Here is an 18,823-nt window from a genome sequence, read left to right as displayed (position 1 = left end):
AATCAACCAATAACCTGATTCAAATCATTTTTTTTAGGTAGTAGAATACGGAACTTTTGGGAATCTTTACTACTAATCACTACCATCATGAAAACGGCTATCTCTTCGCTTTCGCCCCCGCAACTCAATGTACTGGTTATTTTACGGGTTTTAATTGGTTGGCACTTCTTGTACGAAGGAGTAGTCAAATTGTATAGTCCCAGTTGGTCGGCTGCAGGCTACTTAAACGATTCGCAAGGTTGGTTTGCTCCTATGTTCGAGACCATTGCAGCCAACCCCAGTCTTATGGCAGCGGTAGATTTCCTCAACACCTGGGGACTAGTAGCAGTCGGGCTAAGCTTACTCGTGGGTTTTCTTACCCAAGCAGCCCTTATCGGCGGAATGGTTTTGCTAGGTTTGTACTACTTATCACACCCCCCGTTTATTGGTGCTGAGTATGCGCTTCCCAGCGAAGGCAGCTATCTGTGGGTAAATAAAAACCTTATTGAGCTATTTGCGATGGCGGTGCTCTACGTTTTTCCTACCAGCCATATTATCGGTCTGGATCGACTCATGCGAAGCTACACTCAGCGAAGAAGACAGTCGTCGCCTGAAGAAGTCGCGGCTTAGTAACTCAACCATCACTACAAATCCATCATCTTATGACACCTGATAACTCAAACAATCAATCTAGCGGTATTACCCGTCGCGATATTATTAAGGGAATGGCCACCGTACCTGTGCTTGGGGCTTTCTGGGCCAGTGCCGCTGCCAAACAGAGCTACGACCGAAGTGTGAAAGAAGAAATACTGAACGAACTGGATATTAAAGCATCGCTTCCTCCGCCCACCGGCTCTATGGCTGGTACTCCCATTCGTGTTGGTATTATTGGATTTGGCATTCGAGGTAAGCAACTGGTTAAAGCTTCTGGGTTTGCCACCGCCGAATGGCTTACTAACATGAAAGAAGCCGCTCAAAAAAATAGTAACGATACCCGCTTACAAGATTTTCTGGAACAGGAAAGCTTAAACATTCAGTACACTGGGGTTTGCGACTTGTTTGATGTGCGAGCCGAAGAAGCAATGGAAACGGTAAAAACCGATCAGAATACACCTAAGCGTTACCGTACTTACCAAGAAATGTTGGCCAGTCCTGATATCGATGCCGTTATTATTGCCACTCCTGACCACTGGCACGCTCCCATGGCTATTGCTGCTGCTCAAGCGGGTAAGCACGTGTACGTTGAAAAGTGTATGACGCATAAAATTCAGGAGACCTACGATCTTTACGATGCAGTAACCCAGTCAGACATTGTTTTTCAGGTAGGGCACCAGCACCGGCAAACCCAAAGTTTCTTAACGGCTCAAGATGCTATTCGGAAAAATGTGCTAGGCCATGTTTCGCTCATCCAGGCGTGTACCAATCGGAATTCTGATAACGGGGCTTGGCAGTACAACATTCACGAAGCAGCTAGTCCATCCACCATCGACTGGAAGCAATTTTTAGGGCCTGCCCCCAGCATTCCGTTTAATAAAGAGCATTTCTTCCGATGGAGAAAGTGGTGGGCCTACGGTACCGGATTATCCGGCGACTTGCTCACGCACGATTACGACCGGATCAACTGCCTTTTAGAAATGGGCATACCGAAGTACGTCACAGCCTCCGGCGGAGTGTATACCCACCGCGACGGACGCGAAGTGCCCGATGTGTTTCAGGTGAATATGGAATACCCGGATTATTCTACTGGTTCTACGCAGGATCCCGGTAAAGAAAAGGGCATGACCTTCCTGTACTCGGCTTCTTTGGGCAATCAGCACAGTCGCCCTACCCTACTAATGGGCCATGATGCTACAATGGAACTGGGTAATAGTTTAACCATTTACGCTGATCCTCGCTCAACTCGCTACCAGGAGATGCTAGCGGACGATACCATTGACCCCAACGTTCCACTGTACGCCTACACTCCCGGGCGAGAAGGAGTTGATGGGGTTACCTCAGCCACTGCTAAATATTTCGCCGATAAAGGATTACTGTATACCTATCGAGATGGCAAACGAGTGGATTCAACGTACCTGCATATTCGGGAGTGGCTTAGCTGTATCCGCAATGGCGGTCAACCTAGCTGCGGAATAAAGGAGGGATTTGAAGAGGCAATATCCGCGCACATGGCGACCCTATCCTACAAAACCGGGCAGCGCATAGAGTGGGACGCTCAAGCCCGCCGTATTATTGATGTAGCAGAACCATTAGTGACTTCAGCCTAGAACTTGAAGTATGTCTTAATATTCTTTTTTAGTCCCAGTGATAGCGAACCTCGTGAAAATTGTAGTAGCGAGGTTCGTTTTCTACTTCAATCACTAACCGTCCGCGCTCATCCACTCCGGTTATTACTCCCTCAAACTGATCTTTGTTATCTTCAAACCTCCTTTTCTCACCTTTTCCGTAGAGGCTAGCATCGTATTTTCTTGCTAATTTAGTCAAGTCACTTGTCGATAATTCCCCTAAAAAGTTTTCTAAGCGCACCAGAATTTCGTTTAATAACTTCTCTCGATGAATAATTTGATTGCGGATATTAGCTAGAGAAATAGCTCGCGGATGATTAAAATGAAGTTGGTTTACATTGAGTCCGATCCCAATTACCGATGATTTTACGTACGTTCCCTGCAAATTATTTTGGATTAGTATCCCTCCCAGCTTTTGATCGTGATAAAAAATATCATTTGGCCACTTGATCCTCATTTTGTCTTTTACCCAATTATTCAAGGCTTCGGCTACGGCCAACGAAACCAGTATATTTAACCGAAAAAAGTGCTTCACTGCCAGATTGGGAAATAATACTAACGAGAAAGTCAAATTGTCGCCGGGGGCTGACTCCCAGCTCTTTTGCTGTTGCCCCCGCCCTTGGGTCTGAAACTCCGAAAAGATCACCGCCCCGTGTTCGGCTTTGTTTTGCTGAACCAGTTGCGTAGCCACTTTATTGGTAGAGTCGCAGCTTTCGTAATAAAATAACTGTTTGCCCAGTTGGGACGTTGTAAAAGAAAATGATTTCAAGGTCAAATATTTTAGTACTTTACCCGTCTAACACTTAAACGAACAATACGTGCATGAATTCTAAGGAACTTAGTGACATAATGGTATTCGGAATGCAGGAAAAGAAAGCCGAAGATATTGTAAAACTGGATTTGAGAAAAGTAAAAAATGCAGTAGCCGATTTCTTTGTCATTTGCTCCGGTAATTCTGACACGCAACTGGACGCAATTACCGACTCCATAGAAAAAGAAATAAAGGAAAGAACGGGAGAGAATCCCTGGCACCGAGAAGGCAAAGAAAACCGGGAATGGATGCTGCTCGACTACGTAAATGTAGTAGCCCACATTTTCACGCACGACCGCCGGGAGTTTTTTGCATTAGAAGAACTTTGGGGCGATGCGGTAATTACCCACGTAGATTCCAACATATCGCTTAAAACTTTGCAGTAAAAGTATGCGTTCGTAGTTAAGTTTAACTAAATTGCATTTCATTCAGAATAAGGAGATTAACAAATAGATGGCAGATTCTAAGAAGAAAAAAATGATGCCGAAGCCCCCGCAACGGCCCAATTATCCGATATGGATTATCGTAACATTACTAGCGTTAATTCTGGGGGTTACGTACTTCAATAAAAGTAACTCTACTATAGAAATTACCCAGCGTCGCTTTGATAAAATGTTGAGCGAAGGTGATGTAAAGGAAGTAGTGCTTATTGATCAGCAAAATGTAGTAGAGATTACATTGAGTCAGGAAGCATTGCAAAAACCTGAGTATCGTAATGAGCAGGAAGAGCGCAACCCGTTCCCTCTAACGTCAGGCCCGCATTATCGCTTGCAAATAGCTAATACTGAGGTATTTGTAGAAGATTTTAATGAAGCGCAAGAAGACTTGCCAAGAAATGAGCAAATTGGCTACAAAGTAGAAAAGCGCTCCGATGTGGTGGGCTGGCTGTTCCAGTGGGGATTTTTGTTCTTACTACTGTTTGGTTTCTGGTTCTTAATGCGGCGAATGGCCGGAGGAGGTGGCCCCGGTGGGCAAATATTTAACATTGGAAAATCTCGGGCAGCACTGTTCGATGCGGAAAATAAGGTAAATGTCACGTTTGATAATGTGGCTGGTCTGGATGAAGCGAAGGAGGAAGTTCGGGAGATTGTAGATTTTCTAAAAAATCCCTCCAAGTACACCAACTTGGGTGGTAAAATCCCGAAAGGGGCATTGCTTATCGGTACTCCTGGTACTGGTAAAACTCTATTGGCCAAGGCAGTAGCGGGTGAAGCGGGCGTTCCCTTCTTCTCACTATCTGGTTCTGACTTTGTAGAAATGTTTGTGGGGGTGGGTGCCGCCCGGGTGCGCGATTTATTTAAGCAAGCCAAAGAAAAAGCTCCCTGTATTATTTTTATTGATGAAATTGATGCCGTAGGCCGTGCCCGAGGAAAGGGAGCCATGCCCGGCTCTAACGATGAGCGAGAAAACACCCTTAACTCGCTGCTGGCCGAAATGGATGGTTTCTCTACCGACTCAGGCGTGATTATTCTAGCAGCCACCAACCGCCCTGATGTACTGGATTCTGCTTTGTTACGCCCCGGACGATTTGATCGACAAATATCTATTGACAAACCGGATATTGTAGGACGAGAGGCAATCTTTAAGGTACACCTAAAACCGCTCAAGACCTCCAAAGATATCAACCCTAAAAAGCTAGCGGCGCAAACTCCTGGTTTTGCAGGTGCCGAAATTGCTAATATTTGTAACGAGGCTGCGCTAATTGCTGCGCGAAGAGATAAAAAGGTTATTGAGACGCAGGACTTCCATGATGCCATTGACCGGGTGATTGGTGGGTTAGAGAAAAAGAACAAGATTATCTCACCGGAAGAAAAGGAGATTGTAGCTTATCATGAAGCCGGCCATGCTGTAGCCGGATGGTTCTTAGAACACGCTGACCCTTTGGTGAAAGTAAGTATTGTTCCCCGGGGAGTAGCTGCTTTAGGTTACGCTCAGTATCTGCCTAAAGAGCAATTCTTGTATCGTACCGAGCAAATGCTCGACCAAATGTGTATGGCATTGGGAGGACGAGCAGCAGAAGAGGTGGTTTTTGGCAAGATATCTACTGGTGCTCAGAATGACCTGGAGCGAATCACTAAAATGGCGTACAGCATGGTTACCGTTTACGGTATGAATGAGAAGCTAGGAAATGTATCTTTCTACGATTCCCGCCAACCGGACTATAATTTTACCAAGCCATACTCGGAAGCTACCGCTCAAACTATCGACGAAGAAGTGCGCCAACTTATTGAACGAGCGTACGAGCGCACCAAGAAACTGCTAATCGATAAGCGCGATCAACTGGAGGCTTTAGCCAAACAGCTATTAGATAAGGAGATTCTTTTCCAGAACGACTTGGAGAACCTTATTGGAAAGCGTCCGTTTGCCCGACCTACCTCCTATCAAGAATATACGCAGGAGGAAGAGAAAAAAGACGACTCGAAGGAGAACGAAGACATAAAATCCTCCAATGGCCACGCCACATCACCTGACGTAGCATCTTCGGAGAAAGCAGCCGCTTCTTCGGAAGAGACTACGGCGGCTGAAGCGAAAGGAAATCCTTAGTCTTAAAATAGTAGTACATAGAAAAAAGGGCTGTTCATCAGCCCTTTTTTATTGCCCTAGCTCTCCTTACTTTTGCTCGTATGATTTCCAGTACGGACTTATTAAGCCCTATTCAACTTCCTGCTGAAAAAAAGTTATACTTTGCTTCTGATTTTCATTTAGGTGCCCCCAATTTTCGCCAAAGTAAGCAGCGGGAGCAAACCATTGTGCGTTGGTTGGAGACAATTCGTTCTGATGCTCATGGTTTATTTCTATTAGGCGATATTTTTGATTTTTGGTTTGAATATCGGCACGTAGTTCCTAAAGGCTTTTTACACCTTCAAAGCAAGCTAATTCAGCTACTAGAACGAGGAATTTTTGTTGTTCTTTTTACTGGTAATCATGACTTGTGGATGTTTGATTACTTTGAGCACGAACTTGGTGTACCCGTAGTTCGTCAGCCGATCTCGATACAGGTTAATAATACGCATCTTCATATTGGGCACGGTGATGGATTGGGGCCGGGTGATAGAACGTATAAATTCCTAAAAAAAATCTTTACAGCTAAAATTGGCCAAGTCCTTTTTAGCCTTATTCATCCCGACTTAGGTATTGCTTTCGCTAACTCTTGGTCAAGAAGCAGCCGTAAGAGCAATGAGAAAAAAGATGAATTATTTCGGGGCAAGGAGCACGAATGGATTTACCATTACTGCCGAGAGATTGAAGCAAATACGCACCACGATTACTACGTGTTTGGCCATCGCCACCTACCGCTCGATATACCATTGAACCCAGAGAGCCGTTATTATAACCTAGGAGAATGGATTACTCAACCGCATTATGGGGTTTTAAATGGTAAAACGTTTGAGCTACGTACTTTTCAAGGTTAGCTTATGGCTATTCCCCTACTCTTTATCGGCGCAGTCGTGGCAACTTGAAGACAGCTTTGCTCTTGCTTTGCCCGAATCAGTAGCTAGCTCCCCGCATAATCGGCTTTATGTTGCCAATGCACAAGGAGTAATTATGCAGTATAATCGGCAGGGTGACACTCTTCGTGTTCACCAACCTAGTAATTTAGAAGTCCCGTTTTTACTACCCTGGCAAACGCTCCGAATACAAGCCTATTTCCCTTTTCAACAAATGCTTACCGTACTAGATCAGAACCTTAGCGAGGTTTCTACTATTTCGCTTCCTGAAATTACACTGGGTAACGCCACACTTAGTGCCGACCAGCAAGTATGGTATATTTCTGCTGATCTGATTCTGAATAAATATAATCCGCAGCTCGCCGAAAACACGCTATCTGCATCTTTACAGTGGTATTTTTCATCCGAAAACCAGGTGCACCTACTGCGGGAATACCAAAACAGAATCTATATTCAAACTGATGAGCAGCTATTGATTTTTGATCTTTTCGGTAACTTTCTATCTCAACGACCTTTATCTTCTGACCATCCGATTCAGTTTCTTAACGATGAAGCTTACTTTCTTTCTGGTGATTATATCCATTTTATTCACCTGTACTCAGGGACTATCCGGCAGCTGCCGATGCCAGCAGAAAAAAATATTCGTAAAATTTTGGTAGAAAAAGAATATCTTCACGGGTATTCGGAACGTTTTTGGTACACGTATTCAATGGTAGACCAAAATCAAGAATGACCTATTTTGCTGACACTACTTAATACATTCGGCCACCGTACTGTACGTTCCTACCTTAGCCGGGTAGCAATACTTGCAAGCATGCTGCTTAGTGTGGAGGTGGTTGGGCAAGAAATAGCACCCCATCGCGACACTTTGGTTCCAAGTATTGATACTTCCTTGTTCTCTTCTCCTGCCACACCTATTGAAAACCGGCTAAACTACTCCCGAAACATACTAAATCAATCATTTGATTTTAAACTGGAATCTATTTCTGATGGTAAGTTTGAAATTAATATTTCGGGTAGCCCTCGCACGGATCTAAAGATTCGCGTCTACGATGTTATCGGTAATCTCTTATACGAAGATGCCGTACGAATTCGAGGATTTTTACGCAAAGAGCTTGATCTATCGGACTACAAGTCAAATTTTTTTATTATTGAGATTGGCAACGAAAGCGTTAATAAAACCAAGAGTATTGTAGCACTCTGAGCTCATGAGAAATGAGGCTTATTCGGGATTTAAAACTCAAAAAGTCGCCTGACTATAACACTACAAACTTTTACTCGATCCCATCGGTATCGGTTGCTGTCAGACTAAGGTTAGGCACTCCCGCTTCGTAGTACAGTTCAGCATTGGTCTTTTCCCGCTGGGTTTGCAGCTTCAGTAGTTTAATCCGAGCATCTAGTAATTCAGTTTCCCGAGTATTGATCAAAAATATAGAGCTTTCCCCAAACTCAAATTTACGAAGTTCGCCATTCAGTAATTGACTGTAGTAATCGACCATCCGCGTCTGCTGGTCGATGATTTCGGCTAGATTTTCTAAGGTGTTGTACGTAGTCAACACTCCGTTGGCAATGAGCTGTCGTTGGTACGATTGCTCAAAATACAACTGCTCTAGCTTGATATTCGTCTGAGCCAGCTTTCCCCGCTCCTTTCGTAAAAAGAGAGGAAAGTAAAACTGTACGCCAGCCGTGTAGTCATTAAAGAAAAAGGGTTGGTCGTTGCCGTTTCCATTTCCGTTACCATTAGAAGGCCTAAGCTCGGATACGGTTTCACTCAAAAAATTATATTTCAGATCAATTTGAGGTTTAAGAAACTCTAGAGCCAAACGTCGGTCAATTTCTGTTTGCTGGAATTTGGCCGTGATCTTTTGCAGCTCAGGGTGAGCTTCCATTGCCAGCTCTTGTAGCGCAGCCAATACCTCAATGTTAACTGCTTCACTTTCGCCCAGCACGGGCCAAGTATTTTCGGCCAACTCCAGCGGTAGCACGTTAGTCTCTTCTTCTTCTGTACCTGCCCAGAGGAATACCGATACAGCTAACCGAGCATTTTCTAGGTCGAGTTGCGCCTGCAGCCGTTGGTTATCCCGCTCCTGATAGTTGATAAATGCTTTTAACGAGTCAAATGGAGCAACATCGCCATTAATTACCTGCCGTACTACACCGTTGTAGCGTAAAAGAGCGGCATCTTCTATCTCGCTAATAATCTCGTATTCTTGATAAGCGTAGTACCAATCCCAGTAAGATTTAGCGGCGTCAAATAGGAGTTTATTAATTTCTTTTACCTGATCAGCTTCGGCTAAATCTTGCATCAGCCGAGCCTGGCGGATCGCTGCCCGACGTTGATCGATAAACAACCCCCGTCCTATGGGTATCGAGAATCCAGCGTAAACTAATCCATCTTCAGTATTCTGTTGCTCAGGATTTAGAAAATTACCATTATTTCGCTCGTAACCCACTTCCAGGTCAATTGGAAACCACATAGGTATCTTCAAACGGCTGTCCCACGTCTGATAGTAACGAGTGCCTTTGTAGTCTTTGATAGCAAAGTCAGATTGTGCTATCGGGTCTAGCATTCCTCGCGCCATACGCAGATCTTGGAAAGCCAGATCATCAAATAGGTTCGCTCTTCTCACCAAAGGGTGATGGGTAAGAATATGACCGAAAAAGTCATCTATGGTAAATGTCTGGTCTTTCACAACCAGCGAGTCTTGCGAGGCTAAAGTTGAATCCATTTGGCCATAGAGAGCCTGCATCAGGCTGATGACCAGTAGTAGTGCTGTTCCAAATTTTCTTAGGCAGAAATACTTTTGCAAGAGTATCATGTTTTAAACCAAAAGTTGCATAGTGCTTTCGTGTTTATTTGGAGGCGGTTTTTACATCTGCATTCTTCATATCTGGTTCTGCCTCCAAACTTGGCGGGAACCCGTTGTACAGTCGCCACAGTTCGTACCATAGTGGCACATCGTTCAGCATGGCAAAACCCTTTACTCCTGAACCTAACCGTAGTTGTTCGGGCCAATCGCCGTCATTAGAGGGGTCAGGAGTAACTAAGATACGGTATTTCCCTGCTTTGTCATCGGTTTCCACAAAATCTATTACTTTAACGATGCCACCAAATGTTCCTACGGCTACGCTAGGCCAACCGGAGAACTGTAGGGCTGGCCAACCATCAAACTCTAAGCGAACGTGCCGTCCTGTTTCTAATAGTGGCACATCCATCGGTCTTACGTATAGTTCTACCGCTTTATCGGGGTTGCGGGGCATTACCGTTACTACTCCCTCCCCTTCTTTAATCGTCTCACCAATTCCTGTTTTCAACGCTTTCACCACAAAGCCATCCTGAGGAGCGATGATAGAGTAGCGATCTAATCGCTCTTCCACATTGGCGTATTCATTCCGTTGCTTAATCAGGCTACCCGCTGCTTCGGCTAGTTCAGCTCGAGTGAGGCTTAAGTCTGACTCGGCCTTACTAATTTTCTCTAGATAATCAGCTTCAATTGAGTTCAGCTCAATTTGGGCGTTATACAGCTCATTCTGCGTAGCATAAAACTTATTCTCACTAGAGATCAGCTTTGCTTGAGCCTGCTGGGCTTTCTGTTCCTTCTGCTGTAGTTCCGTCAGTGATTTTAGCCCCTCATCGTACAGCACTTGCTGTCGCTCAAACTGATTATCGGCAATATTGGCATTTACCCCTTCAGCTATAAAATCAGTACTATCACTCACAACTTTCAATTCGCTCTGCCTTACTTTATTTCTGGCTTGTTTAAGCTTTAACCGTAGTGCGTCGCGCAAAGCCGCAATCTGGCGTTCCAGCGCCTCAGCTTTTTGTTCTTTAGCGTCAATACTGGCTACCTTTGCCTCAATTTGTTCTTGTAAACGAGGAAGAAGCTGAGGATCAAAGAACTTATCTTTCACATCCCGGATTGTAAGAATCGTATCCCCTTCTTGTACGTATTCACCTTCGTTTACCAGCCAGTTGGTAATCTGCCCCGGAATAGCACTCTGAATTGTCTGAGGACGGTTCTCCGGCGAAAGTGCAGTGACCTCGCCAGTAGCGTTAATGTTCTGCTGCCAGGGCAGAAACAGCACCAGAAACAAAAATATACCAACCCCACCCAGCCACTTAGCCAGCACGCGTCCCGCCCGAGGCGACTGGAGCACATTCATAGACTCCAGCTGGGATAGGTGGTCAGGTTGAGGAAAAATCGCTTTTCTCATTATTTTTCAATTAAGAAGTAATTGGTCTAATATCGTGGTCAATAATTTCTTGAAAATGAGGGTCTTTGCTCACTTCGTCGTAAGTACCCTGGGTAACTATCGCTCCCTCTTTCAATACAATTACCCGGGTACAATTAGTTAAAATAACCGGATCAGTAGATACTGTAATCAATGTCCAGCTGTGCTTAGCATCAGTTAAGTAACGAATCAAACGCTCTTTTACTGATTGCTCGAAGAAGAAAAAGAAATCGTTCAGGATAATAACTTTCGGTTTCTTAGCAATACAGCGAGCCAGAGTGATTTTGTGAGCCAGTCCGGTAGAGAGAGTTTTTCCACCACTCACCAACGGAGTATGCAGTCCTTCAGGTAATTGATTGATTTCGTCGGTAGCACCAACTGCTTCAATCGCTTCAATCGCCGTTTGGTAAGTAGCGTTGGACTTACCAAGCAAAATATTTTCTAACACCGTACCATCAAAGATATCCTCCTGCGACACATTTTTGGCAATATGATCTCTAAGAAAATTCACGTCAATATCACTAAGCGATACATTGTTGTACGTTACCACTCCTTTATAAGAAGGGTAAATGCCATCAATAATATTGACCAACGTAGATTTACCACTGCCAGAGTGCCCAGTAATACAGATACGTTCACCCGGCTTCATTGTTAGGTTTATTTCTTTAAGTACCTTTTTATCGTAGCCAGGGTAGTTGTAATTCAGGTTTTGTATGTCAACCTCAATTCCTTTATCAAAGTACGTTTTGGGCAAACGCACTCCCATTTGGTTCTCCAAGGGCTTATCAGTTACTTTACCGATTTTGTCTACTGCAGTAAGTACATCGTAAACCGTGTCCAGGTTAATAATAATCTTTTCTACGGCCCCAATTACCTGCACAATAATCAGTTCAGAAGCTACAAACTGCCCCAATGTAATCTGTCGGTCAATTACCAAAATTGTACCCAATACCAAAACGCCCGCCGTAATAAGCACTTTGAACATAACAATAAAAGAGAACTGACGAATCAGCACGCCGAAGTGTACCTTGCGGTGTAAGAGATATTGGTTAACATTATAATCGGCCTTCTTTATTGGCAAGCGAGTGGTGCCCGCTACCTTGAAGGAAGATAGAGCGCGCCCTAATTCCTCTAGCCAATACGCCACTTTGTATTTGTACTTCGATTCAATAATAGACGAATCTAGCCCTTTGGCTCCGGTGAAGTAGAATATAGCGACCAGTATTGCCACCAATAACAAGGCAAAGAAAACGAAAAACGGATGATAGAAAGACAGCAGAATTAACCCGAAAAGAATTTGTAACAGTGCCGTTGAAAGGTCAATCAGTATCTTAGGAAGGCCTTTTTGTACGGTCAGAATATCAAAAAAGCGGTTAATCAGCTCGGGGGTATGGTACTTAAACAGGGCCTCAGCATTGATTTTGGGAATGCGGTAGGCAAACTCAAAAGCTGTTTTGGCAAAAACTCGACGTTGCAAAATCTCCACCATAGAAATCTGCATAATCTGCAATACCCCTGATACCAGTATACCCACAATTACCAATGCAATGAGCAGTACCACCGAATTAAACCACATTCCTCCGGCAATAAACCCAACAATTGCTTGGGTTCCCAGCGGCAGGGAAAGGCTAATGATACCTACTGCTATGGCGTAAACATAAACGTAAAAGATGTCTTTTCGCTCGGGCGCCAGCAGTCTAATGAACCGCTGCACCGGAGTGGGGTTCTCCTTATCTTCTTTTTTTCCAACGGTGCTATGAAACGGAAAAGCCGTGACGAACACTACTTCATCGTTTTCGTCAAGATACAGATTACTGGATAGACTACTTACCACTACAGGCTCAAGGGAACCATCATCAGTCACCCGGGCCGCTACGTGCTCCAGCTTTTCGTTGAGCCGTACAAACACTGGCTCAAAATTATCAGACTCATCACCCTTCTCGCGCTGAAACAGTAAAATTGGAAAGTCAGCATCCTTGACAAAATCCTGAAACTTGTCTTGGGCAATACTGTTAGAGATAAACACAAGTTGCATCCGCTCCCCCGCTTCCGAAAGATCGCTGATAAAATCATCGATCGATGTAGGGCACACGGGACACACATTGGTCACGATGTCCTCGAGTTCAGGTAGGGAGTGTTCGTGCTTGAGTGAATCCGAGAAATTATGAAGCAGGGAGGTAATCTGTCGGGTATCCATAAACCGATATTTTCAGAAATCTTTATGATATACGGAGGATGTAATGAAAGGTTTACTATTATAAAAAGCTCTAATACTATTATATCTTTATAAAAGAAAAACTTGCATCTACTACTATGATACAAGTTTTTCCGAACTTAGTTTAGATTCTTAGTAGAATTTTACGTGATTTTCACCAATTCAATATCAAATAGCAAATCCTTCCCTGCCAAAGGGTGGTTTGCATCTAGTACTACCTTATCATCCTTTATCTCAGTGATGGTGACAGGTACTTGCTGCCCTTGGGCGTTCACGGCCAGTTGCTGACCTACTGCCGGAGTAATATCAGGCGGGAAGTCGCCTTTAGAAACTTCCATAATCATCTCTTTCTTTACTTCTCCGTAAGCTTCCTGGCTCGGAATATTTACTTGTTTGCTCTCCCCCACGTTCATACCATCTACTGCTTTTTCAAACCCGGCAATCATTTGGCCTTTTCCTAAGGTAAACTGAAGAGGCTCATTGCGCTTGCGGGAAGAGTCAAATTCAGTGCCATCAGTAAGCGTTCCGGTATAATGTACTTGTACAGTGTCGCCTGCTTTTGCTGCGGTCATGCGTTGGTTATTTAAATAAAAAATAAGTGAATAATTTCGTCGCTAAGAGAAGCCGTTCAGCCGAGCAATAATTCCCACTCACCGAATTAGTTAGCCTTTTATATGATAGATGCTATATCTTCCTAAAAAATTAACAGCTTCACTATGCCTTCACCACAAAGCCCCGAATTAGCATTAAACGAAATTGTATCTCGCCTCAACCATCAGATGACCGGCACCCTAGCCCGGTTGGAAGGATTGTACTTACTATACAAGCAAGAGGGTCAGCTCCGCGATGAATTATGGGAAGCTGCTTTTCAGCAAGCCAAACAAGAAACCTTTGCTGAGCTAAACCGAAGCTTTGCACTCGACGAACCAGTGTATCCGTCTCCACTGAGAGTAGCGTAAATTTATTTTCCTCACGCATTTGTAGAACTTATATTTTTTCAGGCCGTTAAAATCTGGAAACCCACAAAGAAGTAATGCCCCGCTTGTTTTTCGGATTCCTCACTATCGGTGTCCTTCTCCCGCTTTTTGCTTTTAGTCAATCATCATTCACCTTAAACGGCTACGTACGAGATGCCTCGAGCGGAGAAGATCTCATTGGAGCGACCGTTACCATTAAAGAACGGTCGGGCACCGGCACCACCACAAATGTTTACGGTTTTTACTCGCTCACGCTAGCTCCCGGCGACTACACGTTTACGTTCTCCTACTTGGGCTACCAGGCAGTAGAAAAAACTATTTCTCTTAAGGCGAATCAAACGTTATCCGTAGAGCTAACCTCGGGGGAGGTAGAATTGCAGGAGGTAATTGTTTCGGCGGATCGGCCCGATGCCAACGTGCAAGATGTAGCCATGAGTCGGGAGAAGTTACAAATAGAAAAAGTACAGCGGTTGCCCGCACTTTTCGGTGAGGTAGATATTATTAAAACTGTGCAGTTACTGCCAGGCGTAATCAGTGCCGGTGAAGGCACCACCGGATTATTTGTGCGGGGCGGGTCTGCCGATCAGAACCTGGTGCTGCTCGACGGAGCCACCGTATACAACCCTTCCCACTTTCTGGGTTTCTTTTCAGTTTTTAACCCTGATGCCATTAAGAATATCGAGATCTACAAAGGAGGAATTCCCGCTCGCTTTGGTAGCCGATTATCTTCTATTTTGGACATCCAAATGAAGGAAGGAAACAGTAAGAAGTTTAGAGTATCGGGAGGGATTGGGCTAATCTCTAGCCGACTAACCGTAGAAGGGCCAATTAAAAAAGATCAATCTTCCTTTATTCTGTCGGGAAGACGTACCTACGCTGATTTGTTCCTGCGATTATCTCCCGACGAAGATATACGAGACAATATTCTGTATTTCTACGATTTTAATGCTAAAGCGAACTACACGCTGAACGATCGTAATCGGCTATTTTTATCAGGCTACTTCGGCCGGGATAAATTCGGTATTGCCGATCAGTTTGGCTTAGACTGGGGAAACGCTACGGCTACCCTACGCTGGAACCACTTGTTATCAGATAAAGTATTTTTCAACACCACGCTAGTGTACAGCAATTTTGACTACGGCTTCGATATTGATGCTGAGACGGCGGAGTTTACCTGGACATCGCGCTTGAAGGAATACAGTGCCAAATTTGATGGCAACTTCTTTGCTTCTCCTAATCTGGCCATTGACTTTGGCTACCACATTTCCCATTTCGATTTTGAACCAGCCCGAATCATTCCTCAGGGTGAGGGTCTTAACTTCGTGCCACTCATACTAGACAATAAATATGCCCTGGAGCACGCCGTTTACATTGGAAACAACCATCAGCTAAGCCCGCGTATATCGATGGAGTACGGATTACGCTATTCTTATTTCCAGCACATTGGCCCGGGCACGGTACTGCAATACGAGGAAGGCCAGCCTTTATCGGACGAAACGATCAGCGGTGAAACCCAGTACGACCGATTGGAAAATATAGAAAGTTACCACGGTGCCGAACCCCGCTTCGGAATGCGGTACTTGCTCGATAGTGAAAAATCACTGAAGTTTTCTTATAACCGAATGCGACAGTACGTGCAGATTGCCTCCAACGCCACCGCTGGTTTGCCCATTGACCGATGGATTCCAGCAGACACCTACGTTCCACCGATGGTGGGCGATCAGTTAGCACTGGGATATTTTCAAAACCTACGGCAAAATACCATAGAAGCCTCGGTGGAGGTTTACTATAAATGGATGCACGATATTATCGATTTTCTGACCGGAACCGATATTCTACTCAATGAGAATCTGGAAACAGAAATTTCGGTTGGTAGAGGCTGGGCCTACGGAGCTGAGTTTCTGCTTCGGAAAGATGTAGGCCGCACTACCGGCTGGATTGCCTATACCCTCTCCCGCGTTCGTCAGCAAATTGACGGAATTAACTTAGGTCAGCCCTACAACGCCCGCTACGACCGAACTCATGATATTGCGCTGGTACTTTCTCATCAGCTCAACCCTCGGCTTACCTTATCAGGCAACTGGGTCTATAGCACTGGAACAGCCGTTTCCTTTCCATCTGGCCGTTACCAACTAAATGGCTTATCGGTTCCGTACTACGGTGAAGGTGAGCGAAATGCCTTTCGGATGCCCGATTACCATCGGTTCGATGTTTCGGTAGTACTTGAGAATAAGAATAATGAAGAACGGCGTTGGAAGAGCAACTGGAGCTTTTCGGTATACAATGTGTACGGTCGCAAAAACCCGTTCGTCATTACTTTTGAAGATGTATACAACGATGATGTTTCGTTTGACCCAGGAGCGGACGATGAACCCATTACTACTCAGCGACCTGGCTCAATAAAAACGTATTTATTCCGATTTATCCCGTCAATTACCTACAACTTTAAATTCTAGCCGGTATGCGACTATTTACACTATTTTCCGCTATCTCGCTTTTGGCCCTTATTGCTTGTCAGGAAGAAATTACTCTTGATCTGCCTAATGAGAATCCCAAGTTAGTGATTGAAGGTAACCTTACCTACTGGGAATTTGCTCCCGAAAGAAACCATGCTCGGGTGCGGCTTACTACCACCGGGAATTACTACGATGCCAATGCCTCAGTGCCAGTATCTGATGCCCAAGTAATTATTCGGGATCAAGCCAATGAACAAGATTACGTACTGATTGAACAGGAAGATTCGGCAGGATTCTATTTCACGGATGAAATTCCGATAGACTCGGGAAATACCTACACCCTTACGGTAAATTACCAAGAGCAGGTTTACGAAGGCCGGGGCACGGTGCTTCCGGTGGCCGAAGTAGACTCGTTCAGTTACCGTTTTCTGGAAGACTTGTTTTTTCTAGACGATGGCTACTACTTCTTTTTTAGCGGACGCACCCCTAAGGAGCGAGGGACTAATTATTACCGCTTCTTAGTTTACGAAGATGATTCGCTGTACAACGCTCGCGAAGATTTATTGATTCAGAGCGACGAATTTCTTACCGAACAAATTGATACCCTTCAGTTGGCCAACTACGCCTTTGAACTCGGCGACTCGGTACGCATTGAAATGTTCAGTCTCAACCCAGGTCAGTACGATTATTATACTCAGCTACAAGAACTGCTCTTTAACGACGGTGGTTTGTTTAGCGGCCCGCCTCGCAACCCTACTTCTACCATCAGAAACCTCACCAATCCGCAGGAACTGCCCCTGGGTTTCTTTCAGGTTTCTTCAGCCATTTCGGGAGGATCTACGGTGAAATGAACAGTTAGCGGTGAATAATGATTGATGATTAATGAGTGATGAATAGTGACTGATGATTAATTGATAGTGGATAGTGAGTAATGGAGAACGGAAAACGGAAGTAAAAATTTATTTCTCTCGCAACCAACTATCCCAAGCTCGTAATCTAATGACCAATGACCAATTTCCAACATTGTACATCAAACTACGCTAACACCATAACCCATGAACACTTTAACACCTTAATCTTTTAACCTGTTGACTATCGCCTAATATCTTCAGCAACCCGCCTGTCCGTGGGCACGGTTGAGCAATTGGGCAATAAAGAACTGTAAAATTTTGGAAGTTAATATTATTGAAAAACAGATTCCCGTTGAGGTTTATCGATACCTGAGAGTTTCCGCAGGACTATCTGCTAAAACCAAAGAAGCTGCTGAGGTAGGTCTTACTAATTCGCTGTACGCTATCATGTTAGAATCCAACAGCAAAATAATTGGTATGGGAAGGATTATTGGTGATGGAGGATGTTTCTGCCAAGTGGTAGACATCTGTGTTCTTCCTGAATTTCAGGGAAAAGGCCTGGGAAAGTTAATTATGGAAAATATTATCAGGTTTATAGAAAGCAACTTGCCTAAATCCTGTTATGTTAGCCTAATTGCCGACGGAGACGCTTCTTTTCTGTACAAAAAATTTGGCTTTAACGATACGTTACCCGAGTCGAGGGGTATGTATTTACAGCGATGAAAATTGAAATCTATCAGATTGATACGTTTACTGATAAGTTGTTTGGCGGAAACCCAGCAGCCGTTTGCCCCCTGGATGAATGGCTCGAAGATACGGTTTTGCAACAGATAGCCGCCGAGAACAATCTTGCTGAGACCGCCTTCTTCGTCAAGCACCCTAATAATACCTTTCACTTAAGGTGGTTTACCCCCGAATTTGAAATAGACCTATGTGGTCACGCCACTTTAGCCACCGCCTTTGTTCTCTTTGAAGAATGTGGGTATTCTGAAAATGAAATTATCTTTGAGACACAAAGCGGGGTGCTGAATGTAAGAAAAGTTAACGATTTATTTGAGCTTAACTTTCCCGCAAGACCGCCGAAAAAGTCGGCACTACCTCAAATTATAAAAGATGGTTTAAACCTTAAACCCAAAGAAGTATGGAAAGCGCGCGACTATCTGCTTCTTTATGATAGTGAAGACGATATCAGGAATATTAAGCCAGACACTTCAATACTCAACCAAATCAATATAGACCCCGGAGGAATAATTGTAACCGCAAAAGGACACTCGAGAGATGTCGATTTTGTATCCAGGCTATTCACTCCCCAGGCCAGTGTATTCGAAGACCCGGTCACGGGTTCTGCTCATTGCACATTAATCCCGTTTTGGTCGGAGAGATTGAAGAAAACCAAATTTCGGGCGTTACAAATATCAGAACGGGGAGGAACATTATTTTGTGAATTAGATCAGGAGCTGGAAAGAGTAAACATCAGTGGTAAAGCAATAAAATATCTGCACGGAGCGATAGAAATATAGCCGAAGGAAAATGATAAGAATCAACAACCCAAACCTTCTACTTCCTTCCT

General features: G+C 44.3%; 17 protein-coding genes. 12 read left to right on the top strand and 5 right to left on the bottom strand.

Annotated elements, in window-relative coordinates; translation table 11 throughout:
• Positions 1 to 87 precede the first annotated feature (87 nt).
• Complete coding sequence (locus tag P0M28_RS23120) at positions 88 to 609, top strand: DoxX family membrane protein (protein WP_302205490.1); 522 nt, start codon at positions 88 to 90, stop codon at positions 607 to 609.
• 32 nt (positions 610 to 641) lie between these two features.
• Entirely contained in the window at positions 642 to 2,243 is a 1,602-nt protein-coding gene (locus P0M28_RS23115; protein ID WP_302205488.1) for a Gfo/Idh/MocA family protein, read from the top strand.
• A 28-nt stretch (positions 2,244 to 2,271) separates the two neighbouring features.
• On the opposite strand, the gene P0M28_RS23110 is transcribed toward P0M28_RS23115, so the two are convergent.
• Positions 2,272 to 3,030 carry a biotin--[acetyl-CoA-carboxylase] ligase gene (locus tag P0M28_RS23110; RefSeq protein WP_302205487.1) on the bottom strand — a complete coding sequence of 253 codons (759 nt, stop codon included), beginning with the start codon at positions 3,028 to 3,030 and terminating at the stop codon, positions 2,272 to 2,274.
• Between the two features lie 53 nt (positions 3,031 to 3,083).
• Between P0M28_RS23110 and rsfS the strand changes: the two genes are divergently transcribed.
• The 5 genes from rsfS (at position 3,084) to P0M28_RS23085 (ending at position 7,725) form a co-directional block, all read left to right on the top strand.
• Complete coding sequence (gene rsfS, locus P0M28_RS23105) at positions 3,084 to 3,458, top strand: ribosome silencing factor (protein ID WP_302205486.1); 375 nt, start codon at positions 3,084 to 3,086, stop codon at positions 3,456 to 3,458.
• Positions 3,459 to 3,525: 67 nt separating this feature from the next.
• The gene (gene ftsH / locus P0M28_RS23100; protein ID WP_302205485.1) at positions 3,526 to 5,616 is read left to right on the top strand and encodes an ATP-dependent zinc metalloprotease FtsH; all 2,091 of its coding nucleotides are present in this window, start codon (positions 3,526 to 3,528) and stop codon (positions 5,614 to 5,616) included.
• Between the two features lie 80 nt (positions 5,617 to 5,696).
• On the top strand, positions 5,697 to 6,485 hold the full coding sequence (locus tag P0M28_RS23095) for a UDP-2,3-diacylglucosamine diphosphatase (protein WP_302205484.1): 789 nt from the start codon (positions 5,697 to 5,699) through the stop codon (positions 6,483 to 6,485).
• Positions 6,460 to 7,254: a hypothetical protein gene (locus P0M28_RS23090; RefSeq protein ID WP_302205482.1), complete on the top strand. Its 795-nt coding sequence runs from the start codon at positions 6,460 to 6,462 to the stop codon at positions 7,252 to 7,254. Before P0M28_RS23095 ends, P0M28_RS23090 begins: the two co-directional genes overlap by 26 nt.
• Positions 7,255 to 7,335: 81 nt before the next feature.
• Positions 7,336 to 7,725 (top strand): T9SS type A sorting domain-containing protein, encoded by a 390-nt coding sequence (locus P0M28_RS23085; RefSeq protein WP_302205480.1) that lies wholly within the window; start codon positions 7,336 to 7,338, stop codon positions 7,723 to 7,725.
• A 70-nt stretch (positions 7,726 to 7,795) separates the two neighbouring features.
• On the opposite strand, the gene P0M28_RS23080 is transcribed toward P0M28_RS23085, so the two are convergent.
• From P0M28_RS23080 to P0M28_RS23065, 4 genes are all read right to left on the bottom strand, one after another.
• Positions 7,796 to 9,340, bottom strand: coding sequence for a TolC family protein (locus tag P0M28_RS23080; protein WP_302205478.1), 1,545 nt, complete (start codon positions 9,338 to 9,340; stop codon positions 7,796 to 7,798).
• A 34-nt stretch (positions 9,341 to 9,374) separates the two neighbouring features.
• Positions 9,375 to 10,736 (bottom strand): HlyD family secretion protein, encoded by a 1,362-nt coding sequence (locus P0M28_RS23075; protein ID WP_302205476.1) that lies wholly within the window; start codon positions 10,734 to 10,736, stop codon positions 9,375 to 9,377.
• A gap of 10 nt (positions 10,737 to 10,746) precedes the next feature.
• The gene (locus P0M28_RS23070; protein WP_302205474.1) at positions 10,747 to 12,951 is read right to left on the bottom strand and encodes a peptidase domain-containing ABC transporter; all 2,205 of its coding nucleotides are present in this window, start codon (positions 12,949 to 12,951) and stop codon (positions 10,747 to 10,749) included.
• A gap of 161 nt (positions 12,952 to 13,112) precedes the next feature.
• A complete protein-coding gene (locus tag P0M28_RS23065; RefSeq protein WP_302205473.1) occupies positions 13,113 to 13,541 on the bottom strand; it encodes an FKBP-type peptidyl-prolyl cis-trans isomerase in 429 nt (142 codons plus the stop codon).
• Between the two features lie 144 nt (positions 13,542 to 13,685).
• Between P0M28_RS23065 and P0M28_RS23060 the strand changes: the two genes are divergently transcribed.
• The 5 genes from P0M28_RS23060 (at position 13,686) to P0M28_RS23040 (ending at position 18,773) form a co-directional block, all read left to right on the top strand.
• Positions 13,686 to 13,928, top strand: coding sequence for a hypothetical protein (locus P0M28_RS23060; RefSeq protein WP_302205471.1), 243 nt, complete (start codon positions 13,686 to 13,688; stop codon positions 13,926 to 13,928).
• A 74-nt stretch (positions 13,929 to 14,002) separates the two neighbouring features.
• Entirely contained in the window at positions 14,003 to 16,402 is a 2,400-nt protein-coding gene (locus P0M28_RS23055; protein ID WP_302205470.1) for a TonB-dependent receptor, read from the top strand.
• A 5-nt stretch (positions 16,403 to 16,407) separates the two neighbouring features.
• Entirely contained in the window at positions 16,408 to 17,253 is an 846-nt protein-coding gene (locus P0M28_RS23050; protein WP_302205468.1) for a DUF4249 family protein, read from the top strand.
• Between the two features lie 318 nt (positions 17,254 to 17,571).
• Positions 17,572 to 17,976 (top strand): GNAT family N-acetyltransferase, encoded by a 405-nt coding sequence (locus P0M28_RS23045; RefSeq protein ID WP_302205467.1) that lies wholly within the window; start codon positions 17,572 to 17,574, stop codon positions 17,974 to 17,976.
• Positions 17,973 to 18,773, top strand: a complete 801-nt coding sequence (locus P0M28_RS23040) for a PhzF family phenazine biosynthesis protein (RefSeq protein ID WP_302205465.1) — start codon at positions 17,973 to 17,975, stop codon at positions 18,771 to 18,773. Before P0M28_RS23045 ends, P0M28_RS23040 begins: the two co-directional genes overlap by 4 nt.
• The last annotated feature ends 50 nt before the right edge of the window (positions 18,774 to 18,823 follow it).

The organism is Tunicatimonas pelagia (assembly GCF_030506325.1).
Lineage (GTDB): Bacteria > Bacteroidota > Bacteroidia > Cytophagales > Cyclobacteriaceae > Tunicatimonas > Tunicatimonas pelagia.
Note: the sequence above shows the minus strand (reverse complement) of the source record. Positions and strands in the feature narration are given on the sequence as shown.